The organism is Psychrobacter halodurans, assembly GCF_017498075.1.
Lineage (GTDB): Bacteria > Pseudomonadota > Gammaproteobacteria > Pseudomonadales > Moraxellaceae > Psychrobacter > Psychrobacter celer.
In genome coordinates this window covers 1-23,733 of sequence record NZ_JAGBKN010000020.1, presented here as the reverse complement: position 1 = coordinate 23,733, position 23,733 = coordinate 1, and the positions used below count along the sequence as shown (strand labels likewise).

Annotated in this window: 20 protein-coding genes; 4 read left to right on the top strand and 16 right to left on the bottom strand. The window is 46.7% G+C overall.

The window, feature by feature from the left end; translation table 11 throughout:
- Positions 1-306: 306 nt before the first annotated feature.
- On the top strand, positions 307-1,611 hold the full coding sequence (locus J3491_RS09345; protein ID WP_207970016.1) for a S1C family serine protease: 1,305 nt from the start codon (positions 307-309) through the stop codon (positions 1,609-1,611).
- A gap of 88 nt (positions 1,612-1,699) precedes the next feature.
- Here J3491_RS09345 and yfaE read toward each other — a convergent pair whose 3' ends face one another.
- The 15 genes from yfaE to J3491_RS09270 all read right to left on the bottom strand — a co-directional run bounded on the left by yfaE (position 1,700) and on the right by J3491_RS09270 (position 19,382).
- On the bottom strand, positions 1,700-1,966 hold the full coding sequence (gene yfaE / locus J3491_RS09340; RefSeq protein WP_075102074.1) for a class I ribonucleotide reductase maintenance protein YfaE: 267 nt from the start codon (positions 1,964-1,966) through the stop codon (positions 1,700-1,702).
- Positions 1,967-2,094: 128 nt separating this feature from the next.
- The gene (gene nrdB / locus J3491_RS09335) at positions 2,095-3,228 is read right to left on the bottom strand and encodes a class Ia ribonucleoside-diphosphate reductase subunit beta (protein ID WP_100749464.1); all 1,134 of its coding nucleotides are present in this window, start codon (positions 3,226-3,228) and stop codon (positions 2,095-2,097) included.
- Between the two features lie 52 nt (positions 3,229-3,280).
- Entirely contained in the window at positions 3,281-3,658 is a 378-nt protein-coding gene (locus tag J3491_RS09330; protein ID WP_243456295.1) for a hypothetical protein, read from the bottom strand.
- Positions 3,659-3,721: 63 nt separating this feature from the next.
- Positions 3,722-4,009 (bottom strand): type II toxin-antitoxin system RelE family toxin, encoded by a 288-nt coding sequence (locus tag J3491_RS09325; protein ID WP_207970015.1) that lies wholly within the window; start codon positions 4,007-4,009, stop codon positions 3,722-3,724.
- Entirely contained in the window at positions 3,999-4,250 is a 252-nt protein-coding gene (locus J3491_RS09320) for a type II toxin-antitoxin system Phd/YefM family antitoxin (protein ID WP_207970013.1), read from the bottom strand. Before J3491_RS09320 ends, J3491_RS09325 begins: the two co-directional genes overlap by 11 nt.
- A 196-nt stretch (positions 4,251-4,446) precedes the next feature.
- The gene (locus J3491_RS09315) at positions 4,447-5,970 is read right to left on the bottom strand and encodes an RNA-directed DNA polymerase (RefSeq protein WP_207970011.1); all 1,524 of its coding nucleotides are present in this window, start codon (positions 5,968-5,970) and stop codon (positions 4,447-4,449) included.
- Positions 5,971-6,075: 105 nt separating this feature from the next.
- Entirely contained in the window at positions 6,076-8,352 is a 2,277-nt protein-coding gene (gene nrdA, locus J3491_RS09310) for a class 1a ribonucleoside-diphosphate reductase subunit alpha (protein WP_207970009.1), read from the bottom strand.
- 534 nt (positions 8,353-8,886) lie between these two features.
- Complete coding sequence (locus J3491_RS09305; RefSeq protein ID WP_243456294.1) at positions 8,887-9,264, bottom strand: YbeD family protein; 378 nt, start codon at positions 9,262-9,264, stop codon at positions 8,887-8,889.
- A gap of 81 nt (positions 9,265-9,345) precedes the next feature.
- Positions 9,346-10,044 carry a class I SAM-dependent DNA methyltransferase gene (locus tag J3491_RS09300; protein ID WP_207970007.1) on the bottom strand — a complete coding sequence of 233 codons (699 nt, stop codon included), beginning with the start codon at positions 10,042-10,044 and terminating at the stop codon, positions 9,346-9,348.
- A gap of 126 nt (positions 10,045-10,170) precedes the next feature.
- Positions 10,171-10,818 carry a thiaminase II gene (gene tenA / locus J3491_RS09295; protein ID WP_207970005.1) on the bottom strand — a complete coding sequence of 216 codons (648 nt, stop codon included), beginning with the start codon at positions 10,816-10,818 and terminating at the stop codon, positions 10,171-10,173.
- A 370-nt stretch (positions 10,819-11,188) separates the two neighbouring features.
- Positions 11,189-11,779 carry a TetR/AcrR family transcriptional regulator gene (locus tag J3491_RS09290; RefSeq protein WP_207970004.1) on the bottom strand — a complete coding sequence of 197 codons (591 nt, stop codon included), beginning with the start codon at positions 11,777-11,779 and terminating at the stop codon, positions 11,189-11,191.
- The gene (locus J3491_RS09285; RefSeq protein ID WP_207970002.1) at positions 11,766-13,013 is read right to left on the bottom strand and encodes a multidrug effflux MFS transporter; all 1,248 of its coding nucleotides are present in this window, start codon (positions 13,011-13,013) and stop codon (positions 11,766-11,768) included. Before J3491_RS09285 ends, J3491_RS09290 begins: the two co-directional genes overlap by 14 nt.
- 328 nt (positions 13,014-13,341) lie before the next feature.
- Positions 13,342-15,264, bottom strand: coding sequence for an RNA polymerase sigma factor RpoD (gene rpoD, locus J3491_RS09280; protein ID WP_207970000.1), 1,923 nt, complete (start codon positions 15,262-15,264; stop codon positions 13,342-13,344).
- A gap of 645 nt (positions 15,265-15,909) precedes the next feature.
- Positions 15,910-18,057, bottom strand: a complete 2,148-nt coding sequence (locus J3491_RS09275; protein WP_207969997.1) for a DNA primase — start codon at positions 18,055-18,057, stop codon at positions 15,910-15,912.
- Positions 18,058-18,212: 155 nt separating this feature from the next.
- Complete coding sequence (locus J3491_RS09270) at positions 18,213-19,382, bottom strand: outer membrane protein assembly factor BamD (RefSeq protein WP_207969995.1); 1,170 nt, start codon at positions 19,380-19,382, stop codon at positions 18,213-18,215.
- A 762-nt stretch (positions 19,383-20,144) separates the two neighbouring features.
- Here J3491_RS09270 and J3491_RS09265 point away from each other — a divergent pair.
- From J3491_RS09265 to J3491_RS09255, 3 genes are all read left to right on the top strand, one after another.
- The gene (locus tag J3491_RS09265; RefSeq protein WP_243456292.1) at positions 20,145-21,344 is read left to right on the top strand and encodes an RluA family pseudouridine synthase; all 1,200 of its coding nucleotides are present in this window, start codon (positions 20,145-20,147) and stop codon (positions 21,342-21,344) included.
- A 60-nt stretch (positions 21,345-21,404) separates the two neighbouring features.
- Entirely contained in the window at positions 21,405-22,361 is a 957-nt protein-coding gene (locus tag J3491_RS09260) for a purine nucleoside phosphorylase YfiH/LACC1 family protein (protein ID WP_207969993.1), read from the top strand.
- Between the two features lie 84 nt (positions 22,362-22,445).
- On the top strand, positions 22,446-23,063 hold the full coding sequence (locus tag J3491_RS09255) for a flavodoxin family protein (protein WP_207969991.1): 618 nt from the start codon (positions 22,446-22,448) through the stop codon (positions 23,061-23,063).
- A gap of 296 nt (positions 23,064-23,359) precedes the next feature.
- On the opposite strand, the gene J3491_RS12030 is transcribed toward J3491_RS09255, so the two are convergent.
- Positions 23,360-23,494 (bottom strand): putative periplasmic lipoprotein, encoded by a 135-nt coding sequence (locus tag J3491_RS12030; RefSeq protein WP_256713781.1) that lies wholly within the window; start codon positions 23,492-23,494, stop codon positions 23,360-23,362.
- Between the last annotated feature and the right edge of the window lie 239 nt (positions 23,495-23,733).

Here is a 23,733-nt window from a genome sequence, read left to right as displayed (position 1 = left end):
GATTGGCCAGTGAGGCAAATAATCTGCATTTTAGCATGACGATGCCAAAGAGTAGACAAGGCCAATAACTGAAATGGTACACGATGCGTTACTATTCGGTAGAATGGGCAGTTATAATTTGCCTATGGTGGGTCAGCTTTAGAACTGACGATACACAAGACCACTTGAGCGATAGCGTTTTGCTGCTGATATTTGCTATGCTATTGCTCACAGTAGGCTAGTAGTAACTGGCCTGCAATTTGTCTCTGTCTTATTTATCATTGTTTTTTTATTGTTTGTGTGCATCAAAATTATAGAGGTTTTTATATGTCGCCATCCCCGAACACCAATAACAAGGCGTCTGTATTAAAGTGGCTTCCTTGGATCTTATTGCTGCTAGTATTGGCAGCGTTTATCTGGTTGTTCATGAGTATGAAAACGACGTCAGAGGCGACGTGGGAGCCACCGAGGACGCCACCTGCTGAGCAGCAAGCATCGGCTCCTGTCGCTGACACGCCTGCACCGATCTCCTCTTATCATAATGCCGTCGCCCGCGCGTCACAGTCGGTCGTCAATATCTATACCACGCAGACCATGGCCGAGCATCCATACATGAATGACCCTGTCTTGCGCCGTTTTTTTGAGTTTCACGGCGGGCCATCGCAGGATCAAGGCTCTACCAACTTAGGCTCTGGGGTGATTGTCTCAGAAGACGGCTATATCGTGACCAACGCCCATGTCATCGAAAAAGCCGATGAAATCACCGTCGCGTTTAATGACGGACGCAAGAGCCGCGCCAAGATCATCGGCACCGATCCTGATAGTGATTTGGCGGTGATCAAAGTCGATATGACCGGACTGACGCCGCTTGGTTTTCGCGAGGATCCTATCCGTGTCGGCGATTTGGCCTTGGCTATTGGCAACCCGTTCGGTGTCGGCCAAACGGTGACGCAAGGGATCATCTCCGCTACTGGGCGTACTGGTCTTGGGGTCAATAAGTTTGAAGACTTTATTCAGACTGATGCGGCGATCAACCCTGGTAACTCAGGCGGCGCGCTCGTCGATGCGCATGGCGAGCTGGTCGGTATTAACACCGTGATATTCTCCCGCTCTGGCGGCTCGATGGGCATCGGCTTTGCTATTCCGACCGCCCTTGTCGAGCAGGTGATGAATGCCTTAATCAAAGATGGCAAGGTCAGTCGTGGCTGGCTGGGTATCGAGATTCAGTCACAGCTTCGTGATCCTACGCAGCTTGAGACCTCGACCGGCGTAGAAGTATTAAACGTCATCGACCAAGGTCCTGCGGCCAAAAGTGGCCTACAAGTGGGCGATATTATCTTGACCATCGACGGGGTCGAGATGACCGATGCCAATACCTTGATTCAGTATGTGGCCCGTAAGCCGCCCAATACGGAGCTCAATGCCCAGATACTACGCCAAGGCAAAAACGCACAGGTAAAAATCGTATTAGAGGAGCGTCCGGTACAAGAGCCAACCCCGCGTCCCGTCATCATTCATGACGAAACGCTTGGCGGTTCCGGTCAGCCATACTTACCAGATGAAGAGGTACCGATGATGTCAGAGGCAGAGCGTGATCGTATGCGTGAGGAGCTACTCAAGCTGTTTGAGTAGGGTATAGAGGTCGGTAACTGTCTAAAAAAGCGCGCTGCCTCAAAAGGTAGCGCGCTTTTTTTGGCTTCTGGTTTTAAAGTGAGCCGTTTTATTTAATCACGGGCTCATGATTGATATGAATGACCCCTTGCACACGACAGCAGCAAGGTAGGATCTCATCTTCATCTATCATCGCCAGCGGCTCAAATGGATAGTCGACGCTGTGTGAGCTTGAGATACGCTTGACGCGGCAGCTACCGCAGTAGCCCTCGCGGCACTGATAGCTGATATCGTGCCCGGTGCGTAGCAGGCCATCGAGTAGGCTTTCATCATCATGCAGATAAAACCGTTTTTTACTGGTCATTACCCAAGTCATTATAAGTCCTATTCACTGGTGATCGTGTGCCAGTCTTTTTAGCGTTACCTTATCTGTATAGGGCGCACGACACGCCCTAGTGAACATCGCTGATATAGTCGTCTTATAGAAAGCGACAAAGCCAGCAGCTATAGCTCAAAGTCATCAAAGTCGCTGTCTGATAGATCAGAGTCGATCTGACCGACCAAGTATGAGCTAATCTCCGTCTCTTGCGGTGCCACTTGTACGTTGTCAGACGACAGCCACGTATTAATCCATGGGATAGGGTTGGATTTTGAATTTGGGAATGCCGCTGGCAAGCCGACCGCTTCCATGCGTAGGTTGGTGATGTATTCGATATACTGACAAAGAATGTCTTTGTTTAGACCGATCATCGAGCCATCTTTAAACAGATAACCTGCCCATTGTTTTTCTTGCTCGGCAGCCTTACGGAAAATCTCGATACTTTCCTCATAACAGGCTTCAGCAATCTCGACCATCTCAGGATCGTCACGGCCATTACGCATCAGATTGATCATGTGCTGAGTGCCGGTCAAATGCAGCGCCTCATCACGCGCGATCAGTTTGATGATTTTGGCGTTGCCTTCCATCAATTTGCGCTCAGCAAAGGCAAACGAGCAGGCAAATGATACATAAAAACGAATGGCTTCTAGGACGTTGACCGCCATGATGCACAGATACATCTGTTTTTTGAGTGACTTTAGATCGACGGTGATTTGCTCGCCATTGATATTGTGCGTACCGGCACCGTATAGGCTATACAGCTGCGAGCTGCGGTACAGATCGTCATAATACTGCGCAATATCAGAGGCGCGCTGCAAGATATGCTCGTTTTGCATGATATCGTCAAAGATAACGCCAGGGTCATTGACGATGTTGCGGATGATATGGGTATAGCTGCGCGAGTGAATGGTCTCGGAGAACGACCACGTCTCGATCCAAGTCTCCAGCTCAGGGATAGACACCAGCGGGAGTAGCACCACGTTTGGACTGCGGCCTTGGATAGAGTCGAGTAGGGTCTGATACTTGAGGTTGCTCAAAAATATATGCTGCTCGTGCGAGGAGAGGTTGCTAAAGTCGATACGGTCGCGTGACACATCGACTTCCTCTGGACGCCAAAAAAACGACAGTTGTTTTTCGATCAATTGCTCAAAGATTGGGTGCTTTTGCTGGTCATAACGCGCCACGTTGACTGGCTGACCAAAAAACATCGGCTCTGTTAGCGCATTGTTTGGCGTTTGAGAAAAAATCGAGTACGTCATTGTTCTACCTTTATCAGTAATACGGTTGTTGGTTTATACGGAGTTGATTGTTTTATAAGTTTTCTAGCGATATTTGTTCTGGGGTTTGTCCGTCATTCATATAGGCTTTGAATATCTCGCTTAGCTCTGCATCGTCTAGGGCGTCTAGCTCGTCGATTGCGCTTTTGCGTCGGGTACTTATGCCGTCGTCATCGGTGCTTTTTGGCGGTTTTTGCTCAGCCTTTTTATTGGCTCTTTTGGTGGGTTTTTTGGGCGTTTTGGTCTCGATTGTGCCGGCGTGCTCGCTTAGCTGCTGTCGTACTTCTGCGATGTCGACGTCTACTTGTACGATATGCGAGCTACCATCGTTTAGGTCAGAAAACACGTTTGGGATAAAAAGCCCACCGTCTTTGATGATTGCGGTATATTGCACGTCTATGACCTCCGTCATTTTTATTCTTTATGTGTTGCGGTTATAGCGGTAAAGTTAAAGGGTTTTTTGATTATACTTAAGCTATGGCTGGCGTACTGCAAGGTTTTCATACACCTTGTTGTTTTCTCTTTTGCCGACAGCCAGCACATAGACCACCACGACGTCATCTTTGACGCTATAGACCAAACGATAGCCTACAGTACGCAATTTGATTTTATAGGTATCTGGATGCCCTGAGAGTTTTGACGCAGGTACTCGTGGGTTTGATAGTCGCTGCTGCAGCTTTTTTTTAAACTGCTGCTGAATACTGGGCGCTAGCTTTTTCCACTCTTTTAATGCTAAAGGATGAAACTCAAGACTATAAGTCATCGAGCGTAACCTTTACCGGTGTCTGCCCGTCATTCATGCGAGCATTAGCGGTTTGGCTAAGTGCCATATCGTCCATCGCCTCCATCATGCGTTCATACATATCGGTTGAAACTAAATAAGCCACGGGTTTATTATGATTTAAAATAGCCACAGACTCACCGTCCGACTGCTTAATGAGTGCCGAAGGGTTGGTCTTAAGCTCTGAGATACTGGCGGTCTGTGTCGCAAATATCGGTTGCATGATGTATTCTCCCGCTAAAATTATGGCTCTAAATATAGGGCTAATTTTAGCACGAAAATTAGGTCTTATTTGTTATTGTATTAAACTTAAATATTTTGGATAGGTTAGTGTCAAGGAACGAGACTCAACAGATTGTTTATTTACAGTGTTGAGGTCACAAGCTCCGCCCAACCTGCGTTCTAACCCACCTTACGTACTATTGAATACTTTTAACCCATTTTGTCATCCATTTTTCCATAGATGAGGAAGAGTTCTTTTCTATAAAGTTTAGCCAATGCGTTCTTTCATCCTTTGGTAAGATTTGAGCAGCTCTAATAATAGCTAATCTATCTTCATCATTAAATTTAGTTATATCTGATTTTTTATCCCTTATCCAAGATATTTTACCAAGTTCTATAGCTGCTTTTGATTGACAGTTGATGCTTGTGCTTGTAAATACAAATTGACTTACTTTCCTTATTGATAATAGTTTTTTGTTTCGAGATATGTACCATTCAAACCATGTTTTTACAAGATCACGTTGCATAAAGCTAGAATCCATTAGAGTAATGATTCTATTTTCCCATTCGTTTATAAAGGCATCATCACTTATTCTATCTAGATATAGAAAAACATCATTAACTACAGGTAAGAAAAGCTCAAAATTATCAAATATTATTTCTGCTGATTTACTTATCTTATATTTCTTAGATTTTCTAATAAAATATCTTGCAATACCTAAATCTAGATAGTCGTTATCAAGGATTCTTTGAGATACTAATTCGATTTGTTCTTTAAAAGAATGATCTGTATCTATAAAAGGGTTGTCTATTTCTTCAAATTGGTCAGAATAAGGGTTAAAGACTTCAATTTTGCTTATAATTTCATTCTTTTCAATTTCGTAATGGTTAAACATAACTCTATTAATGTACTCTTTGCTATCCATAATCCCTGTTTTATCAGTAGCAATTGTCAGTCTGTGACTCTTATATAGATATAATGTTAAGCTTTCTAATATAGAAATAAGTTCTTCTTTACTATTGGAAAAAATTCTATAGTCATCTACATATCTTGTATGTTTTATATCTTGGTTTATAAGGTATTCATCTATATCAAGTAAAATCGCCTCAGCCATGACAACACTTGCAGCAGGACCCACAGGTATACCTTGAGAAGTTTTACCATTCAAAGTAGATAAAAAATGTTCGACATCTTTCGCTACATTATCTAATGTATGATCAGAGTGAGAAATAGCATTACATAACCTATGAAGGTAAATTTGATTATAAAAATCAGTTATATCAGTATAGAGAATATAACTAAATTCAGATGCTAAATCTTGTGATTTATCTATAAAGTTTTGAAAACCGTTACCATTAGAGAAGAAACTACCGTTGTCAATTTCTATTCTATAAGAACATGCTACATTATCTGTTCTAGGAACTCTTTTGTTTTCAATTGCTTCTGCTACAGTACAGGCTAAGCTTGTATATATTAATGTTTCTGTAGCACCTAATTGTTGAACTACGCGAAATCCACCTTTTGGTTTAGTAGAGGTCGAAGTGGTAGGGCTTTTAAAAAGCATTTTTGTAACATTAGTTGAAGATAGTTCGCTTTTAACCTCGTCCCAAGAATGCCACAGTGCTTCATAGTTTTCTGATTTTGGAAAGAAATCGGAATCGTAATATTTTTTAATATGTTCTTTAGCGAACTCTAAGCTTTGTTCAGATATTAAGCTCATTTAAAGTCTCTAGGTTAGTTAATATTAAAACCTAATAATACAATAAGGTCGGCGAGCCCAGCCAAAAAGCCAAACCCGCCATCCTCAGAAATTCTATTTCAAACCTTAAATCTTACATGCACCGCCTGCGCAATCATCTTCCATATCCGCTTGCGCATCATTGGCACCATCACGGGTGTTATGGTAATACAAGGTCTTAACACCAAGCTTATACGCATTGAGCAAGTCTTTGAGTAGTACCTTCATCGGTACACGCTGACCATCAAAGCGCGTCGGATCGTAGTTGGTGTTGGCCGAGATACTTTGATCGACGAACTTTTGCATGATAGAGACAAGCTTGATATAGCCATCATTGTTTGGCATTTGCCATAGTAGCTCGTATTGACCTTTTAGCTTGTCAATCTCAGGCACCACTTGCTTGAGGATACCGTCTTTTGACGCTTTGATCGACACCAGACCGCGTGGCGGCTCGATACCGTTGGTGGCATTGGCGATCTGACTTGAGGTCTCAGACGGCATCAACGCCGTTAGCGTAGAGTTGCGCAAGCCATGCTCGGTGATTTCCCGACGTAGCGCTTCCCAGTCAAGATGTAACGGCTCTTGGCAGATTTTATCCAAGTCTTTTTTGTAGGTATCAATCGGCAAGATACCTTGCGAGTACGTGGTCTCATTAAACGCAGGACAAGCGCCTTGCTCTTTGGCCAATTTGTTTGAGGCTTTGAGCAGATAGTACTGTAGTGCTTCAAAGGTTTGATGCGTCAGACCCAATGCTGAATCATCTGAGTAGCGCACGCCATTTTTGGCCAAGTAGTACGCATAGTTGATCACGCCCACGCCTAAGGTACGGCGACGCATACTGCCGTTTTCAGCGGCTTTGACTGGATAGTCTTGATAGTCGAGTAGGGCATCTAGTGCACGGACGATCAGCTCTGCTGGCTCTTCGATGTCGCTGACGCTCTCAACTTTACCCAAGTTGACTGCCGATAGGGTACATAGGGCGATCTCGCCAGTCTCGTCATTGATGTTGTCAAGTGGTTTGGTCGGTAGGGCAATCTCCATACAGAGGTTTGACTGGCGAATCGGTGCGACGGTCGCGTCAAACGGGCTATGGGTGTTGCAATGATCGACGTTTTGGATATAGATACGGCCAGTGCTGGCGCGCTCTTGCATCATCAAGCTAAACAGCTCAGAGGCTGGGATCTGGCGGCTACGAATGCTCGGGTCTTGCTCATACTGGGTGTATAGCGCTTCAAATTTTTCCTGATCTTCAAAAAACGCATCATACAAGCCTGGGACATCCGAGGGCGAAAACAGCGAGATGTCTTGGCCTTTGATCAGGCGAGTATATAGTGTTTTGTTGATTTGCACGCCATAGTCCATATGACGGACGCGGTTGTCTTCGACGCCGCGGTTGTTTTTGAGGACGAGTAACGACTCAACTTCTAGATGCCATAGTGGGTAAAACAGTGTTGCAGCACCGCCGCGTACGCCGCCTTGTGAGCAGCACTTCACCGCAGTTTGAAACAGCTTATAAAAAGGAATACAGCCAGTATGCTGCGCTTCACCGCCACGAATAGGGCTGCCAAGGGCACGGATACGACCAGCGTTGATGCCGATACCAGCGCGCTGTGACACATAACGCACGATGGCGCTAGTGGTGGCATTGATAGAGTCTAGGCTATCGCCGCATTCGATCAAGACGCACGAGCTAAACTGACGAGATGGCGTACGCACGCCCGACATGATAGGCGTTGGTAGGGAAATCTTAAACTGTGAGGTCGCATCATAAAAGCGTTTGACATAGCTTAAGCGGCTGGCCTTGTCGTAGTTGGCAAAAAGGCACATACCGACCAGCATATACAAAAACTGCGGGCTTTCATAAACGCGCTTGGTGACGCGATCTTGTACGAGGTATTTGCCTGCCATTTGCTCAACCGCGGCATAGGCAAGATTCATATCGCGCCAGTGGTCGAGGTACTCGTTTAACTCGTCAAACTCTGCGCGGCTATAGTCGGCTAGGATATGCTCATCGTATTTGCCTGCCTCTGTCAGTGTCGTCACATGATCGAATAGGTGCGGCGGGGTAAATTTGTTATACGCAATCTTACGCAAGTGAAAGATAGCAAGGCGCGCGGCCAGATACTGATAATCAGGCGTCTCTTCAGAGATCAAATCTGCGGCAGATTTGATAATGGTTTCATGAATGTCACGGGTTTTAATGCCTTCATAAAACTGAATATGCGACTTTAGCTCAACTTGTGAGACAGACACATTATCCAAGTCATGAGCTGCCCATTCGATTACCTTATGAATTTTATCCAAATCAATAAGCTCTAATCGTCCGTCACGTTTGGTCACTTTGATCTTGTCGATGTGTGTCATGTTGCCCTCTTAAGTTGATTGCTTATTGTGATGCAAAGCGGAAATAGCCCGCTGGCATGCTTTATGACGCTATAGCTGTCTTGTGATGGTAGGGTGTTTTTTTAGGCAAAACTCTACCGCTGCTCGTAGCAAATTAAAGATTCACTGAGCACTACATATAGCGTATTTGTTAGTAGGTAGGCACAATATAGCGGGAAATTTTTGAAAATGCTATATTGATTTTAGTGGCAATCTATGTTGCCAAGAGGTTGCCGATGCCGCCAATTTTGGCAAAGGGTGATGGCATAAGGGTTAGGCGCGAATAGCCTCGTGGATAATTTTTTTTGTAAAAATGTGGTAGACATTTACTTTTTATTGCCGCCCAAAAAATTGATCTATAGCCTTGTTTTGCAGCTGCACGATGCGGATGCAGATTGTACAGCAGACCATAAAAAATCGCCACCCATATGAGTGACGATTTAGACGAAAAACGGACTGGTTTTTTTAAAAGTCCATCAGCTCGTCGGTTAGCAGCGCTTATCGTGACAAAAAGCCCTACAACACCATGCGGACGGTCTTGGCGCTATCAAGAGCAGCATACAGCGTGTTTACTTGCTCAGCTTCGGTCAGATACAGATTGACGCGTGCTGAGTGAAAGCGGCCTGTTTTTGAGGGTTTGACATCTATCGAGGCCAAATCAAAATCAGGGAACTGACTACCGAGGATAAGCTTGACTTCGTTAAGTAAGCTCTCATGCTCGCCTTCATGACCGATGATACTCATCGGGTAGTTCATCGGAAAGTCCCACAGCTCTGGGTTTTGGATATCGGTTTTTTTGCCTTTTAGTACACCGTCATTAGGGGTTAGGTCAGTGACATTGACCGCTCGGTGAGCAGTCGGGTTTTGGCCGTTATCTTTTGGGTCGTCACTCATAATGTTGCCTCGCTGTTATAAAAATACATTGTGCTGTTTATGATGGCGCAGCTGGTATTATTCAAGTGCCTCTGGCAACAGCTACTTTTTATAACCACAAATAGCCACATAATCACCGCGATCATACCCTTCGATGACCTCTTGTACTTGGTCATTTGCATACATAGGGTGGGTCAGTAGGGTCTGCGCGTACTGTAAGTCGGTAAAGCCATTGGCCTGCATCAGCTCGATTTTTTCAGCAGAGGTGCGCCAATTGGCAGAGCGGACCAGCTCGATAGGATAGGGGTTGGCAGGGGAGATGTGCGCGAGCAGGGGATGCGCCCAGCTATCTACTGCACTGGCCAGATTGTAAAGACTGGCAAAACCGCTTTCTTTTGGTACGTCAATGAGGATAAGTTTGCCGCCAGTCTTTAGCGCGTCAAAGGCTTTTTTGATACATAAGTCCAAGTCGCTGATATAGCTGACACTGCCATTAAACATAATGATGTCAAATTTGTTGGGCGCAATCTCACTGGTTTCGGCAGGGCTGATATCTACTTGCAAGCCGCGTTTTTCAGCGATTTTTGCCATATCTGTTGACGGCTCGATGCCGTGTTTGATAGGGATGTCATAATCCTTGGCCAGTAGCATCTCAAACAGACCGCTACCACAGCCGATAGATAGTATCTCGCTGTCCTTATCCAAAAAGTGCGCCACCAGCTTTAGCTCGCTGGCCAGTAAGTTTTGGTTATCCAAAAACCAGCTGTCGTATGCGCTGGCATGCTCATCAAATGCTGCCATAAAATCTCTCCTTGAGGGTGGTTGTTGTTTTATTATCAATATTAAATAAAATGAATGTATAAGATACGATGCGAGTAGAACTATCGCTGATTTAAAGTCGATGAATCATACTATAAAAAATACAGGCTAAGACAAGTCCAACGCCTGCTGCCAAAAGCTGACTTCCATCCGCGCGGCGGTGTCAAATAAGCGCTGGAACTTATCGGCCTGTGCTGGGCTGGCATCTGCCAATAGCAGGTCAATCTGTGCTTCGTTTTGCGCGGTAATGGCCTGAAAGTCATCGCTAGAAAAGACATCAATCCAAGGCTGATAAGGGTTATCCTCGACAGATCCGGCTTGTTTAATGCGCTTGCCGATCTCTCCGTAACCCATCAGACAAGGCGCAATCGCGGCGTACAGCTCCGCCAAAGAGCCTGACATGGCAGCGTCTAATATATAGCGGCTGTAGGCGATGGTAATAGCAGATTCAGGTGCGTGCTCGACCTCGTGCAAAGGGATGTCCCAAAGACGGCAAAAGTCTAGATACATGCCGATCTCCATATCGAGCATGGCGTTTAGTCCTGCTTGACCGACGCGCATTTGTGCCAACGTGTCGCTCTTATACACGCTCAGCGCCATCACGCGAGCATAGTGAATTAAGTATAGGTAGTCTTGGACAAGGTAGTGGCGAAAGCTATCAGGGGCGAGGGTGCCGGCGGCCAATTGTTTGACAAAGTCATGCTGAATATAGTCATCCCACGTGGGGCAGCGGTGACGTAGTGTTTGGTAGTTCATGGTTTTTACTTACCTTTATAAAATACCAGTAAGCAAAGCGTAGGGCGCATAGGTGAAAAGACATGACTCATGTACCAGTCTAAATAATATAGATTGGCAAATTGTGGCGTCAATGTGACTTATATATCGGCACGCTTGTTTCCTACGTCAGTGCTAACTGCATCAGGTTCGCGGGTAACTCTCAGCCATGATTTTGATTGACGACAAAAAAATCAAAGCACCCCGACAAGGTTTGTTTTTAAGGCTTATTTTTTAATAATAACGATAAAATAGCGTTTAAAGTAAATCCGCTCTATGATAGGCGAGAACAGCCACCATTAGCAAGTGATGCTCAAATAACCATATATAAAAGTGACCTAGATTTAAAAATCTATTTTTTTGTCAGCTGTTTAATAGCAGTGTGATAAAGCATGAGCATGGCTTTAAAACGCCGCTCATACAGTCCTTCTGCATACAGCAGCTCCACACTTAAGCTATCGATCACGCCCAGATACGCATCGGTATACAGCGCTAGCTGTGCAGAGTCGAGCTGATAAGGCTGCAGCGCCTGCTGTATTTGCTCAGTCAACGCGGCAATATAGACATTAAACGTCGCTGCACTGCTATCGGTCAGGTGCACAGGCGCCGCATAAGCCATACGAATTAAAAACCGCAGGGTAATCGCGCTTTCATAACGCGCTTCAAATGCGTGGCAATACGCCTCACCAGGCATAGAAGGCTCAATATCTGCTGCAAAGCATGACTTAACAAACGCGCACTCTGACTCGAGCGCGTCTTGTAGTAACTCTGAAAATATGGCTTCTTTGCTGGCAAAATGCGTGTAAATCGAGGCTTTGCGGATACCCACAGCCTTGGCAATGTCACTGAGTGACGCGCCCTCATAGCCATGCATAAAAAAAAGCGCAAACGCAGCATCTATAATACGCAGCTTTGCGCTTGAGCGTGGTTTATGGCTTTGCATAAGCCTCCTCTAATGATGGAGTCACGGCAGTGGTGTGTGGTTTTTGAGACTTTAAGCCCAGATATACCAATGCCAAAATAATCGGTCCCATAGCCCCTAGCAAGAGCAACCAATATAAGGTATGACTCTCGACCAATTGTCCAGCGATGGGTGTGGCAGTCGATGAGAGTAACATAGGAATGGCGCCCAATAAAGCCGCACTCGACCCCAAAGCACTACGCTGTGAGTCCATCGCAATCGCCATCAATGTCGCCTCTAGCACGCCAAGACCGAAGAGTCCTAAAGCAATGCCAGTTACAATGCCGATCAAACCCAGCGATAGTAGATAGGCTGTGATACAGACGGCACTACCGAGCATCATGACCCCAGCGCCGATTAGGGCCAGATGCGACGACGATGTTTTTTTGACCAAATACGCGGTAGAGGATGCGCCCAAAATCAGACTGATACTGGTCAAACCAAAGACAAAGCCAAATTGCGCTAGGCTCAGGCCGTAGTCGGTTTGGTAGACATACGCAGAGCCGCCAATATAAGCAAACAAAAAGAAATAGACCGCAGATAGAGCAAACAAATTAAAGACAAAGGTCTTGTTTGTTAAGATACCGACATAAATGCTGGTGATGTTCTTTATATTTAACTGAATACGCTGGTCTTTTGGTAAGGTTTCTTTGATTTGGATGAGAGTATTGATAAGCACCAGCAGGCCCAATGCCGCCAAAATAAACATCACGCCGCGCCAGCCATGATGCGCGCCGACGATACCACCGATGGCGGGTGCCACAATGGGGCCAAGCGCCACAATGGTATTTAATACTGCATAAATCTGCGCCGCTTTTGGCCCATCGACGAGATCACGCACCATGCTCATCACCACCACGATAGCCATCGACGCGCCAAGACCTTGCAGAATACGGGCAAAAATTAGGCTCTCGATGCTGTGCGACCACATCGCCCATACAGAAGCGCCGATATATGCGAGCAGCCCTATAAACAATGGTGTGATGCGCCCGATGGCGTCAGAGACAGGGCCAAAAACCAACTGCCCTAAGCCCATAAAGATGAGAAAGACGGTTAAAGTGATTTGGGTGGTGGCGTAGGAGGTGTGGAGATCTCTTGCCATGTTTGGCATAGAGGCCAAATACATATCAATCGCTGCTGGGCCGAGCGCCACGATGATGGCAAGAGAGATGACGGTTTTGATACTGATGTGTTTTACACGGGTTTGCTGATTCATAAAATTGTACTATTCACTATTAAATTGTATAACTACCGAACGGTAGGTAGTTATACGCTCAATAATACATAAAGGCAATGATTTTTTGAATGAAATGCTTTTGAGAGGATAGATGATGAGATGCAAAGACGGTTTATTGATTAATCAATGAAAGCTGTATGGTACTCATCAATAAGTAGACATAATGAATAAGCGGCCTCGATACATAGACCGACACAATGAGTAGACACAAAAAAAGCTGAGATATACTCAGCTTTTTTATGTTAGCAAAATTATTATTAGCAAATACTTGAGACCTATTAGCTAGACTCCGTATATTCCTGATAATTTAGTCGTTCTCTAAAAAAGAGCGCAAGTGCTCAGAGCGTGATGGATGACGCAGTTTACGCAAGGCTTTGGCCTCGATCTGACGGATACGCTCACGGGTGACATCGAACTGCTTGCCGACTTCCTCTAGTGTATGATCGGTTGGCATATCGATACCAAAGCGCATTTTTAACACGCGCGCTTCACGTTCGGTGAGATTGCCCAATACATCACGCGTGGCTTCTTGTAGGCCAGCTGCTGTGGCATCGTCAACAGGGCTTGAGATGGTACCATCTTCGATAAAGTCACCTAGGTGCGAGTCTTCGTCATCACCGATAGGCGTCTCCATCGAGATCGGTTCTTTGGCAATTTTGAGCACTTTACGGACTTTGACTTCGTCCATCTCTAAGCGTTCGCCTAGCTCCTCAGGCGTCGGCTCGCGTCCCATCTCCTGTAGCAGCTGACGTGAGACACGGTTTATCTTGTTGATGGTCTCAATCATGTGCACAGGGATACGGATGGTGCGCGCTTGGTCAGCGATAGAGCGGGTAATTGCCTGACGAATCCACCATGTCGCATAGGTCGAAAACTTATAACCGCGGCGATATTCGAACTTATCGACCGCCTTCATCAGACCGATGTTACCTTCTTGGATGAGATCCAAGAATTGTAGACCACGGTTGGTGTATTTTTTGGCGATAGAGATGACCAGACGTAGGTTGGCCTCGACCATTTCTTTTTTGGCGCGGCGTGCTTTTGCTTCACCGACAGCCATACGGCGGGCGACGTCTTTCATATCGTGGATCTTCATGTCGAGCTGCTGCTCGTAGTCACGAATGCGGCGCTGCAATAAAATCACATCGTCAGCGACTTTTTCTAGGGTGCCGGCAAACGCAGGTTTACCTTTGATACGCTCAATGAGCCAATCGACGTTGGTTTCGTTGCTAGGGAAGGTCTTACGGAACTCATCACGCGGCATACGACCACGGCGAATCACCAAACGCATGATTTGGCGCTCCAGCTTACGCACATCGTCATAGACATCGTGCATGATGGCCATGACTTGATCTGATAGGCGGTTATTGAGTTTGAGCATCATAAAACGCTCAGCCAATAGCGCATAGGCAGCATCTGCTTCGACACTACCACGGCCATAATCAAGCAAGGCTTGTTTGGCTTTGATAAATAAGTGCTCGATCTCTTCTAGACGCAGACGGACTTCTTCTGGATCAAGGCCGCTGGTTTCTTCTTCCGCTTCTTCCTCGACGTCGTCTTCCTCTTCTTCATCGTCGTCATCTAATGCCAGCTTAGCATTGGCTTTTGCTTTGATAGGCGGCGGGTTTTCTTTTTCTTCTTTGATGCGCTCGCGCTCTTCTTTTGCTGCGTCTTTGGCTTCTTGCGCGGCGATTTTGTCCTCTTCGGTTTCAGGATCTAAAAACCCTGTGATGACATCAGAGAGTTTCTTTTCGCCATCTTGGACTTTTTGATACTCGTCAAGGACGAACTGCACCGTACCCGGCCAGTAAGCCATGGCATGCTGCACGTCGCGAATACCTTCTTCGATACGCTTGGCGATGGCAATCTCGCCTTCGCGGGTCAACAGATCGACCGTGCCCATCTCGCGCATATACATACGCACCGGGTCAGTGGTACGACCAGGCTCAGTCTCAACAGAGGCGAGTACAGCCGCTGCTTCGTCTGCTGCCATGTCATCATCACTTGAGTCATCGTTCATCAAGATGTCATCGGCATCAGGCGCAGATTCGAAGATTTTGATACCAACGTCTGTCAGCATTTGCACAATATCTTCGATCTGATCGCTTTCGGTAATAGAGTCTGGCAGTTGGTCATTCACCTCAGCATAGGTTAGATACCCCTGCTCTTTACCCATTTGGATTAAGGTGGCCAGTTGAGATGTGGACTTAGAAACTGACTTATCGTTCATAAATACTCGCTTACTTGCATCGGACATTTTTATATTGTGACTCACTATCGCTTACGGGGTGCGTTGATCTTATCAATGGAATGATCAAAATAGGGCGTAGAGGTTGTCAATAATATCAAAAATGAGTGGATATGAATAAAGGCTCAAAACACTACAATAATTTTGCTAAAAACAGCTAAAAACTCAAAAAACGTCAAGTACGAAAACAAGACGCAACATCGGTACTAGGACATACCCTCAATTCAGTCGATAGTCACATAAATGGGCTAAAAAATGAGGACGCGCCCTAAAATCTATCTAAAGACACTTGCCAATCAGCAGATAGCAAACAAGGCTGTCAATACGCAGCGCCACAGTTTACCACAGACCGCAGTCATCAAGCACGAGGTAGTGATGGTGACCAACGGTTTTTTACCGATTATTTGCGGTCTTTTTATTTAGCCGCTCATCAAGTCGTGCGCCGGCTATTTGGCATAATCACTAGTAGTGGGGGCGGCGGCCTTGCTTTTAAAGGGGATGTGCTTTTTTAATAAAAACTAGCGGTCTTTAGTAGGTCTAATTATTATTTTAAAGAGGCATTTTTAAATGCCATTATTTTTAAAAATGACATTTTCAAAGCTGTCATCCCCCATACATCAATCAACCCTAGACCGTGGTCATCTGTGCTGACTGCTCTGCTTGCTGCGCGCGTAGCCAGTCATTTAGCAGCTGGGTCTGCTTACGGACAATCGCCAGCTTGATATGGTCAGGGTTTTTTATCAAATCTTGTATTTTTTTCTTCATGCTGCGCTCAAGTAGCTGGCTGACCAGCTCTTCAATGAGACCATCGAGGCTTAAGATATTGCGAGCCGTCAAGGCGCGATAAAAACCGCTCCAGCTACGGCTTAGGTTTTCTTGCGTGCCGGGCTGGACATTGGACATGACAAAATGAGCAGCCGCGTTTACATCTGCAGGCAAGTACTTTAAGCAGCGCGTGATGGTACTGACGATATCCAGCAATTCGTTATCTTGCAAGTCTTGCCACGCCAAAGGCCGCAGGGTATCGGCTGAGGTTTTTTGTCTGATATGGGCAGGTAGCTGTAAATCATGAATACCTGCCTGCCGCCAAATCGACTCTATCGGGTCATCGAGCAACGCCCGCGGCTGAAACAAAAAACACAGCTGCAACTGCTGGCTGATGGTCATTTCACCATCAAAATCTAGCAGCGCGTCTTTGGCGTCTTTGTTTTGGTTGCGTCTACCGCCAAGCTTTTGGTAAATATCGTTGTTTAGCAAGTAACGAAAGCTACTGCCTTTGGGCAATGCCGCGGTCAATGAGCGTACTTGCGACATCAGCTTGGCTTTGCCTTCTGCCAAGGATAAATCGTGGCGCTCACTGAGATAGGCAAAAATATACTGCGACAATGGCATGGCGTTTATGATTTGCTCGCGCATGGCATCGCTGCCCTGAGCCTTGATAAAGGTATCAGGATCATGGCCATTGGGCAGGGTCAAAAAGCGCAGCTCTTTGTCGTCACTGAGTACTGGCAGTGCTACCTCAAGGGTGCGCCAAGCCGCTTTTTGTCCTGCGCTATCGCCATCGAAGCTCAAGGTGAGGGTCGGGTTGAGCGTTAGTAATCGCGATATCTGGCTTTCATTAATGGCGGTGCCCATGGACGCCACCGCGCCATAGATGCCAGCTTGGTAGAGAGCTATGACATCCATATAGCCTTCGACCACCAGCCAGCTGTCGGCGCGCTGCTGGCGAGACTCATAGTAACCATATAGCACATGCTGCTTATGGAATACAGGCGAGTCTGAGGAGTTGATGTATTTGGGTTTTACCTCGTCATCGAGCGCTCGACCGCCAAAGCCGATGGTGCGCCCTTGGTTGTCTCGAATCGGAAAAATCACTCGATCACGTAGTAGGTCGTAGTCGCGGCCAGACTCAGACTGCCGCACCAGTCCTAGGGCTTTTAGGCCTTCGATGTCCTGCGGGAACTGATGTTCAAGGTGCTGCCAGCCAAAGGGCGCGTAGCCAAGACCAAAGGTTTCAAATGTATCTTCTGTGATACCGCGTGACAAAAAATAATGCTTGGCATGCGGATGTGTGGTCAAATTGCGCTGATAAAACTGCTGGATTTGTTCGAGCAGGTCGTACAAGTTGCCTTCTTGGTCAAGCGCCCCGTCATTGATACTGTTGACACTATCAAAACCCATGCCACTATCTGAGTCGCTTAGCCAAGCGGGCGGGTAGCTGGCGTCGTTTGGGTAGTCTGAGCCATAGTCCTCTGCTGCATAAGGGGCCAAGTCATAGGCTGCTAAGGGTGGATAATCGTCATAGCCATGGCTAGCGTGGTCAGGTTGTTCGGCATAGTGGGTATGGTTTGCTTGCTCTTGATTATCAAAAGACCTATGTGGTGACGAGGGGTTGTCAGCTTGTGACTTGCTAATTGGCCGCGCCGCTGACTTAGTAGTAGGCGGCTGCTTGGTGCGCTGATAGCTCACATTTCGCTGTTCTTCTTGCGGGACTTCAATGCCCGTTTGTTTGGATAGTTCATTGACCGCCTCGATAAAGGTAAGGCTTTCATAATCACGCAAAAAACTGATGGCATTGCCACCGACACCACAGCCAAAGCAGTGATAGATGTTTTTTTGTGGATTGACATAAAACGACGGCGATTTTTCGCCATGAAAGGGGCAGCAGCCTTTATACTCATTACCTGCACGTTTGAGCGTGGTATGACGACCAATGATGCTGATCAAGTCAGCTTGGCTGTTTAATTGCTCAAGGATATGGTTAGGGATGCTCATACAAAAAACAGTTTACCATAGGTCAGTGGTTTTGATGGATATATGTGTCTATATGCGTTTATGCGCGTCTGGCTATCATACAAAAACAGAAAAATAAGGCCAACAATGTGTTGACCTTATTTTATGATGTCAGAGACTGTGGGCTAAAAAACAGCCTACTCTACGGGTGTCGTACGGCGTACTGGATTGGTGTTTTGCGGATCGACGTTTGCTTCTCTGGCGGTAGAGCCTGTGCTGGCTTGATCGGTCACGCGCTCCGTTTCAGCTTCAGGTAAGCCCAGACCTATATTGATACCGCGATTACGGGTAGGCGCGCTGCTAGTCGATGCGCTGCTTGGCGCTGTATTGGGATTTGCTGTGTTGTTCGCGGGCAATCTGAGCTGATGGGCATTGCGCACTATTTGGGTTTTGGTTGCGCCATTGTATTCACCTGTCGCCACCGAGGTGTCTTTCATGCCTGAGCGTCCAAGCTGACCAAAGGTAAACTTATTAAACCAGCTACGGTCGCGTTTGGTGCTTAGCTTCACGCGGCCGTCACGGGTCAGCCACGTGGGGTAGTTGATCTGCAACAGTGTCTTATATTCACTTGCCAAGTCCGTCATACCAAGCTTGTCATAGCTATACGCAAGGACAGCGATGGCTTCTGGGATAGATTCGCTGAGTGGATAGTATTGAAACACCCATTTGGCACGGTTGGCTGCTGCCACATAGGCTTCGCGCTCGATATACCAGCTGGCTGCACTCATCTCGCTTTCGGCAAACTGATTATAAATAAACGTCATGCGCTGCGCGGCATCTGGCGTATATGGGCTGTTTGGGTATTTGTTGATAAGCTCTTGAAAATTGGCAAAGGCCAGACGGAAATAGGCCGTATCACGTTCGGCTTGATTGAGCTTAAACAGCTTAAGACCCTCAGATGAGCCTTGCATGTTGGCAACGCCGCGCACATAGTAAGCGTAACTGACCTGTGGGTTAGAAGGATATAGACGAATAAACTGCTCAGCACTGGCCGCCGCCATCTCATATTTGCCGCTTTCGTATTGGGCATACATCATATCGAGCAGCGCTTGCTCTGCATACTGACCGGTGGGATAAAAAGTGCGCAAATTGGTCAAATCTTCGATCGCTTGAGTATAGCGTCCTTTATCAATCTGAGTAATCGCATCGTTATAGTAAGCTTGCTCGGATTTTTCTGCCGTTTCTACCGCGTCGACGTCTTTGCCGCCAGTCAGATTTTTAAAGGTCTGACAACCCACAAGGTTTACGCTCAGCGCCAGTAGGGTGATTGAGGACAGTTTGATAAACGTATTGCCAACAGCTTGCATACTTTTTCTCCGACACAGGACGCATAATAGTAGCGGCGCTACCATGCTATATAAAAGGTTAATAATAAAAAACGATGCTTAGGCACCGGCTCATGGTCTGTTATTGAGCATGCCAATATCAAAAGACAGCCCCATAGCATACAGCAAAATATGGCTTACTTTATATAATAACTTGTGCTTCGTCTATGGTTTATCTTTATGCTCATCACCATACATGCCATGTTTTGGCGGCTGCGTGCTTGTGCTGCGCCTGCTTGACACTGACAATATAGCAGACCCTCGATGATTTTTGCAGTTTAGCATGAGCGGCCTTAGCGAGCGATAAGCAATACCCCTGACGATGACAAATATACAGTAAATTACAGCCATGTTATATTTCAGAGAGTTAAGCGATATTGCTGACTGACCTATGAGGCGCAAAATCTGACAGATACTGTACTGCATCTATAGGGCTTAGGCGCTGAGCATGATACACTATGATGATATTATTTTTGCTTTTTTTTGTGAGGGCAGTGCTTTGGTGATAGTCGATACACTTTAAAAATGACATATTATTTTGAACGAACGATAGTCTGTAACAAGCAGTTAATATAGGGTTTTATCAGGATATCTGAGCCAAAGTATGTCCACCGTAAATAAAGAAAGCAGATAAAGACCGCCTGACAAAATCGACTTATCGGCCTATCTCAGCGGTATGACCATATGATGAATAATGATGCTATGACAAACCCTTCCACCCATCCAATATCGAATCACTCGCTCATGACTGATTCAACAGCGCAAGAGTCACCAAACCCGATGCCAAATGATGTTTTGAATGATAGTAAGCCAACTGATGACACGCAGATGACACTCAATGAGCCGCTACATGATAGTGTAGCAGCAGAGGAGCCAGCGCCCGAAGGCAGCGAGATATTCGCGTATGAAGAGGGCGATGACAGCGACGATGGTGATGTCATTGATGATAGTGAGGATGATGATGCGCCAGCCGCTGACAAAGCTGTGGTGAATGTGACCCATACTGTCACAGAAGATGAGGCTGGTCTGCGTATTGATAAGCTGGCTTCGCAAGTCTTTACGGATTTTTCGCGAGTGCAGTTACAAGGCTGGATCAGTGATGGTAGCCTGCTACACAATGGCCAAGTCCAAAAACCCAAAGTACGTGTCAAAGCTGGAGATGTGCTGCATCTGTCCACGACTTTGCAGCAGCACAGCGAAGATCAACCAGAGAATATCGCCATCGATGTCGTCTACGAAGATGATGATGTGCTGGTGATTGACAAGCCTGTCGGTATGGTCGTCCATCCTGGCGCGGGCAATCAGACGGGCACCTTGGTCAATGCGTTACTGTATCATTATCCGCAGCAGCACCATCTGCCGCGTGCAGGTCTGGTGCACCGTATCGATAAAGACACCTCAGGGCTATTACTGATAGGAAAAACCAAACCTGCCCAAATGGCCCTGATGGAACAGTTAAAAGACAAGTCTGTCTATCGTCATTATCAGTGCGTGGTCGCAGGAGATGCGGCAAGCCTGCTACGTCATCGCCGTATCGATGCGCCTATCGGTCGCCACCGTAATCAGCGTACAAAAATGACTGTAATGACAGCAGGGCGTGAGGCGGTCACTCATTTGTTAGAGGTGACCCCGCTGAATGAAAACTACTGTCTATTAGACGTCGGTCTGGAGACGGGCCGTACCCACCAAATACGTGTGCATTTGAGCCATATTACTTATCCGATAGTTGGTGACCGTGTCTATGGCGGGCGTCGTCAATTACGCGCAGGTTTAAGCGATGCCCAGCGTCAAGCGATTAGCAGCTTTCCGCGTCAGGCGTTGCACGCCTATGCGTTAGGGTTTGTCCATCCGACCACAGGCGAGGACATAGAAGTCACCACCCCGCTGCCAGAAGACATGCAAACGCTTATTTCGGTATTAAGTGATGGTTACGATGACGAGTAACCGTCATACTATTGTTAACGCGAGCTATCGTTAACGCGTGCTAAGAGACAGGAGGCTGCTATGACAAAAAACCTGCCAATGACAGTGCTGGCACACATTGATGATGTGGTGGTCTTTCAAACGGCCGCTTGTCTTGAAACAGATACAGATATTAGCAGTGATTTATATCAAAGCCAGCAATCAACCGCTCAGGCAAACTACGGTGCGCTGAATTTAGGCCTGCATGTCAATGATCAGGCAGCTAGGGTACTAGGCAACCGCATGCACGTATTGGCGGCCATCAACGAGCAGCTCAGGCCAGTTGACGCTTTAGCGACTGACCGCGCCCAAGGCCGCTATATCAAGCGTTTGCATTGGGTCGATCAGGTTCATGGTAAGCATATTTATGATGTCGATGCTTGTCCGCTAAGTATGCAGCCCGCGGCAGCGGACGCCATGGTCAGTCAACAAGCAGGGTTAGGGCTGGCTGTCATGACCGCTGACTGTGTGCCTGTGGTACTGTACCAACCCGCCAGTGGTCGGATTGCCGCGATTCATGCTGGTTGGCAAGGGTTGGCGGGCGGTGTCATTCCAGCGGCGGTGGAGCGCTTTACGCAGGCAGGAGAAATCCAGGCGTGGATAGGGGTGTGTATCAGCCAAGCCAACTACGAAGTAGACAGCCGCGTGCGAGACAAGCTGCTGGCAGGATGCCGAGACAGTCAGGCATTACCTGTGCAGACCCTAAGCGGTACGGAGCGTTTTGATCAGTTGTATGTGGCCACGTCAGCGGCGCATCAAACCACCGATTCTGCTGCCTGTAAAGATAAGATCACACTAGATTTGCCTAAGATAGCCGCCGACCAGCTCAGCCATGCGGGCGTGAACCTAGCAAACAAAGCGCCGATTAGCTGCAGCTATGCCGATTCGCACTATTACTCCTATCGTCGGCAAACCCACTTGCAGCAGCCTGCGACTGGGCGGATGGCACTGATTATCGTGCGTGGCGCTGTGAGCCATACGGGCGGCGAGATGTCATAGACGATACGCTGTTTGATTGATCACTGATTTGGCCTTTATTTATTTTCGTTTTTTTATTTGTTTATTTATCATTATAGAGTTTGTATGAACACATCAACCAAAGACTCCGCACCATCTGCCGCTCCCCAAAGCCTGCCTAACGTAACGATGGCGGTTATTTATCATAGTAACTATGGTCATACCAAGCGCGTCGCAGAAGCGATCGTACAAGGTGCGCGTACTCAGTTGCCCGCCGATCAGGCACGCGCGATTGATGTGCACGACATCGATTGGGCGTTTGTTGATCAGGCAGATTTGTTGGTATTTGGCAGTGCGGTCTATATGGGCAGTGTCACCGCTGAGTTCAAAACCTTTATGGACGAGACCTCAAAGCGCTGGTACCACCGAAAATGGGAAGGCAAGTGGGCTGCCGCTTTTGCCAACTCGGGCGGTTTAAGCGGGGATAAGCTCGCAGTCTTACAGCAGATATCCTTGTATGCGATGCAGCATGGTATGAACTGGATTGGCTTGCCGCTGATGCCAACGGGCCACGAAGCGACAGACCTCAACCGTTTGTCGAGCTTTTTGGGCTTGATGACCCAGTCGCTTGATGGGCCGCCTGAAACGACGCCAGGACCCGGCGATATCGATACCGCTATTTGGTTTGGTAATCATTTGGCTAAGACTATTATCAAACATCAGCCAGCCGATAGTAGACCCTAGTATCAGCTTTGCCATATCATATGGCTGTTTATATCATACAGTCGATTTATTCTAAAGATGACAGGGCGCTACTGGTACAAGTTTTATGTGCGTGCTGCACCCACAGAAGCGGCGCATCATACATTTCTAACAATGTTATTTTAAACTGATTCTATCGGTTTGAGGATGGTTCGAGTATCAGTGATTATCCTTTCTTAAAGCAAATTATTTTCTCTGAACTTAAATAGTACCCAAAAAGCAGACAGCCAATGTTGTCTGCTTTTTTTGGTTTTATACCCAATCGACTATAGAGATTTTTATTTGGCCTCATGAACGTGAGCGTGCAGAGTGGTAGGCGCAGAGACAACAGGAATAGGACTTTCGACAAACTGAAACGACTGGCAGCCTGATAGCAGCATCGTCATGCTCAATAAAGCAAATAGTGACTTCATAATAAAATCTCAGAAAGAGCCCTGCCTGCGACAAACAAGTAAGCGATATCACTGTATAACAGGTCTGATAGGGGATACAGCATCTAGCAATGTATCTATTATGTACAGTAAAGGCAGGACAAAGTAAAAAATAACGCCAGTTTTCTAGGGTGTGTTGACAATTACCGTAAATGGATAATCGTCGCTGCTAAATAGATATTAGCAGCAAACGACTCATCCGTTTTTTCAGCACGCATGGC

Excerpts from the sequence above, each read along its gene's own strand:
- J3491_RS09305 (WP_243456294.1), bottom strand. The coding sequence starts at position 9,264 with ATGAGTGACGACCCAAAAGATAACGGCCAAAACCCGACTGCTCACCGA.
- J3491_RS09275 (WP_207969997.1), bottom strand. The coding sequence starts at position 18,057 with ATGAGCATCCCTAACCATATCCTTGAGCAATTAAACAGCCAAGCTGAC.
- nrdA (WP_207970009.1), bottom strand. The coding sequence starts at position 8,352 with ATGACACACATCGACAAGATCAAAGTGACCAAACGTGACGGACGATTA.
- J3491_RS09325 (WP_207970015.1), bottom strand. The coding sequence starts at position 4,009 with ATGACTTATAGTCTTGAGTTTCATCCTTTAGCATTAAAAGAGTGGAAA.
- J3491_RS09255 (WP_207969991.1), top strand. The coding sequence starts at position 22,446 with ATGAACACATCAACCAAAGACTCCGCACCATCTGCCGCTCCCCAAAGC.
- J3491_RS09285 (WP_207970002.1), bottom strand. The coding sequence starts at position 13,013 with ATGAATCAGCAAACCCGTGTAAAACACATCAGTATCAAAACCGTCATC.
- yfaE (WP_075102074.1), bottom strand. The coding sequence starts at position 1,966 with ATGACTTGGGTAATGACCAGTAAAAAACGGTTTTATCTGCATGATGAT.
- J3491_RS09270 (WP_207969995.1), bottom strand. The coding sequence starts at position 19,382 with ATGCAAGCTGTTGGCAATACGTTTATCAAACTGTCCTCAATCACCCTA.
- J3491_RS12030 (WP_256713781.1), bottom strand. The coding sequence starts at position 23,494 with ATGAAGTCACTATTTGCTTTATTGAGCATGACGATGCTGCTATCAGGC.
- J3491_RS09330 (WP_243456295.1), bottom strand. The coding sequence starts at position 3,658 with ATGACGGAGGTCATAGACGTGCAATATACCGCAATCATCAAAGACGGT.
- J3491_RS09290 (WP_207970004.1), bottom strand. The coding sequence starts at position 11,779 with ATGCAAAGCCATAAACCACGCTCAAGCGCAAAGCTGCGTATTATAGAT.
- J3491_RS09345 (WP_207970016.1), top strand. The coding sequence starts at position 307 with ATGTCGCCATCCCCGAACACCAATAACAAGGCGTCTGTATTAAAGTGG.
- tenA (WP_207970005.1), bottom strand. The coding sequence starts at position 10,818 with ATGAACTACCAAACACTACGTCACCGCTGCCCCACGTGGGATGACTAT.
- J3491_RS09315 (WP_207970011.1), bottom strand. The coding sequence starts at position 5,970 with ATGAGCTTAATATCTGAACAAAGCTTAGAGTTCGCTAAAGAACATATT.
- J3491_RS09320 (WP_207970013.1), bottom strand. The coding sequence starts at position 4,250 with ATGCAACCGATATTTGCGACACAGACCGCCAGTATCTCAGAGCTTAAG.
- J3491_RS09265 (WP_243456292.1), top strand. The coding sequence starts at position 20,145 with ATGACTGATTCAACAGCGCAAGAGTCACCAAACCCGATGCCAAATGAT.
- rpoD (WP_207970000.1), bottom strand. The coding sequence starts at position 15,264 with ATGAACGATAAGTCAGTTTCTAAGTCCACATCTCAACTGGCCACCTTA.
- nrdB (WP_100749464.1), bottom strand. The coding sequence starts at position 3,228 with ATGACGTACTCGATTTTTTCTCAAACGCCAAACAATGCGCTAACAGAG.
- J3491_RS09260 (WP_207969993.1), top strand. The coding sequence starts at position 21,405 with ATGACAAAAAACCTGCCAATGACAGTGCTGGCACACATTGATGATGTG.
- J3491_RS09300 (WP_207970007.1), bottom strand. The coding sequence starts at position 10,044 with ATGGCAGCATTTGATGAGCATGCCAGCGCATACGACAGCTGGTTTTTG.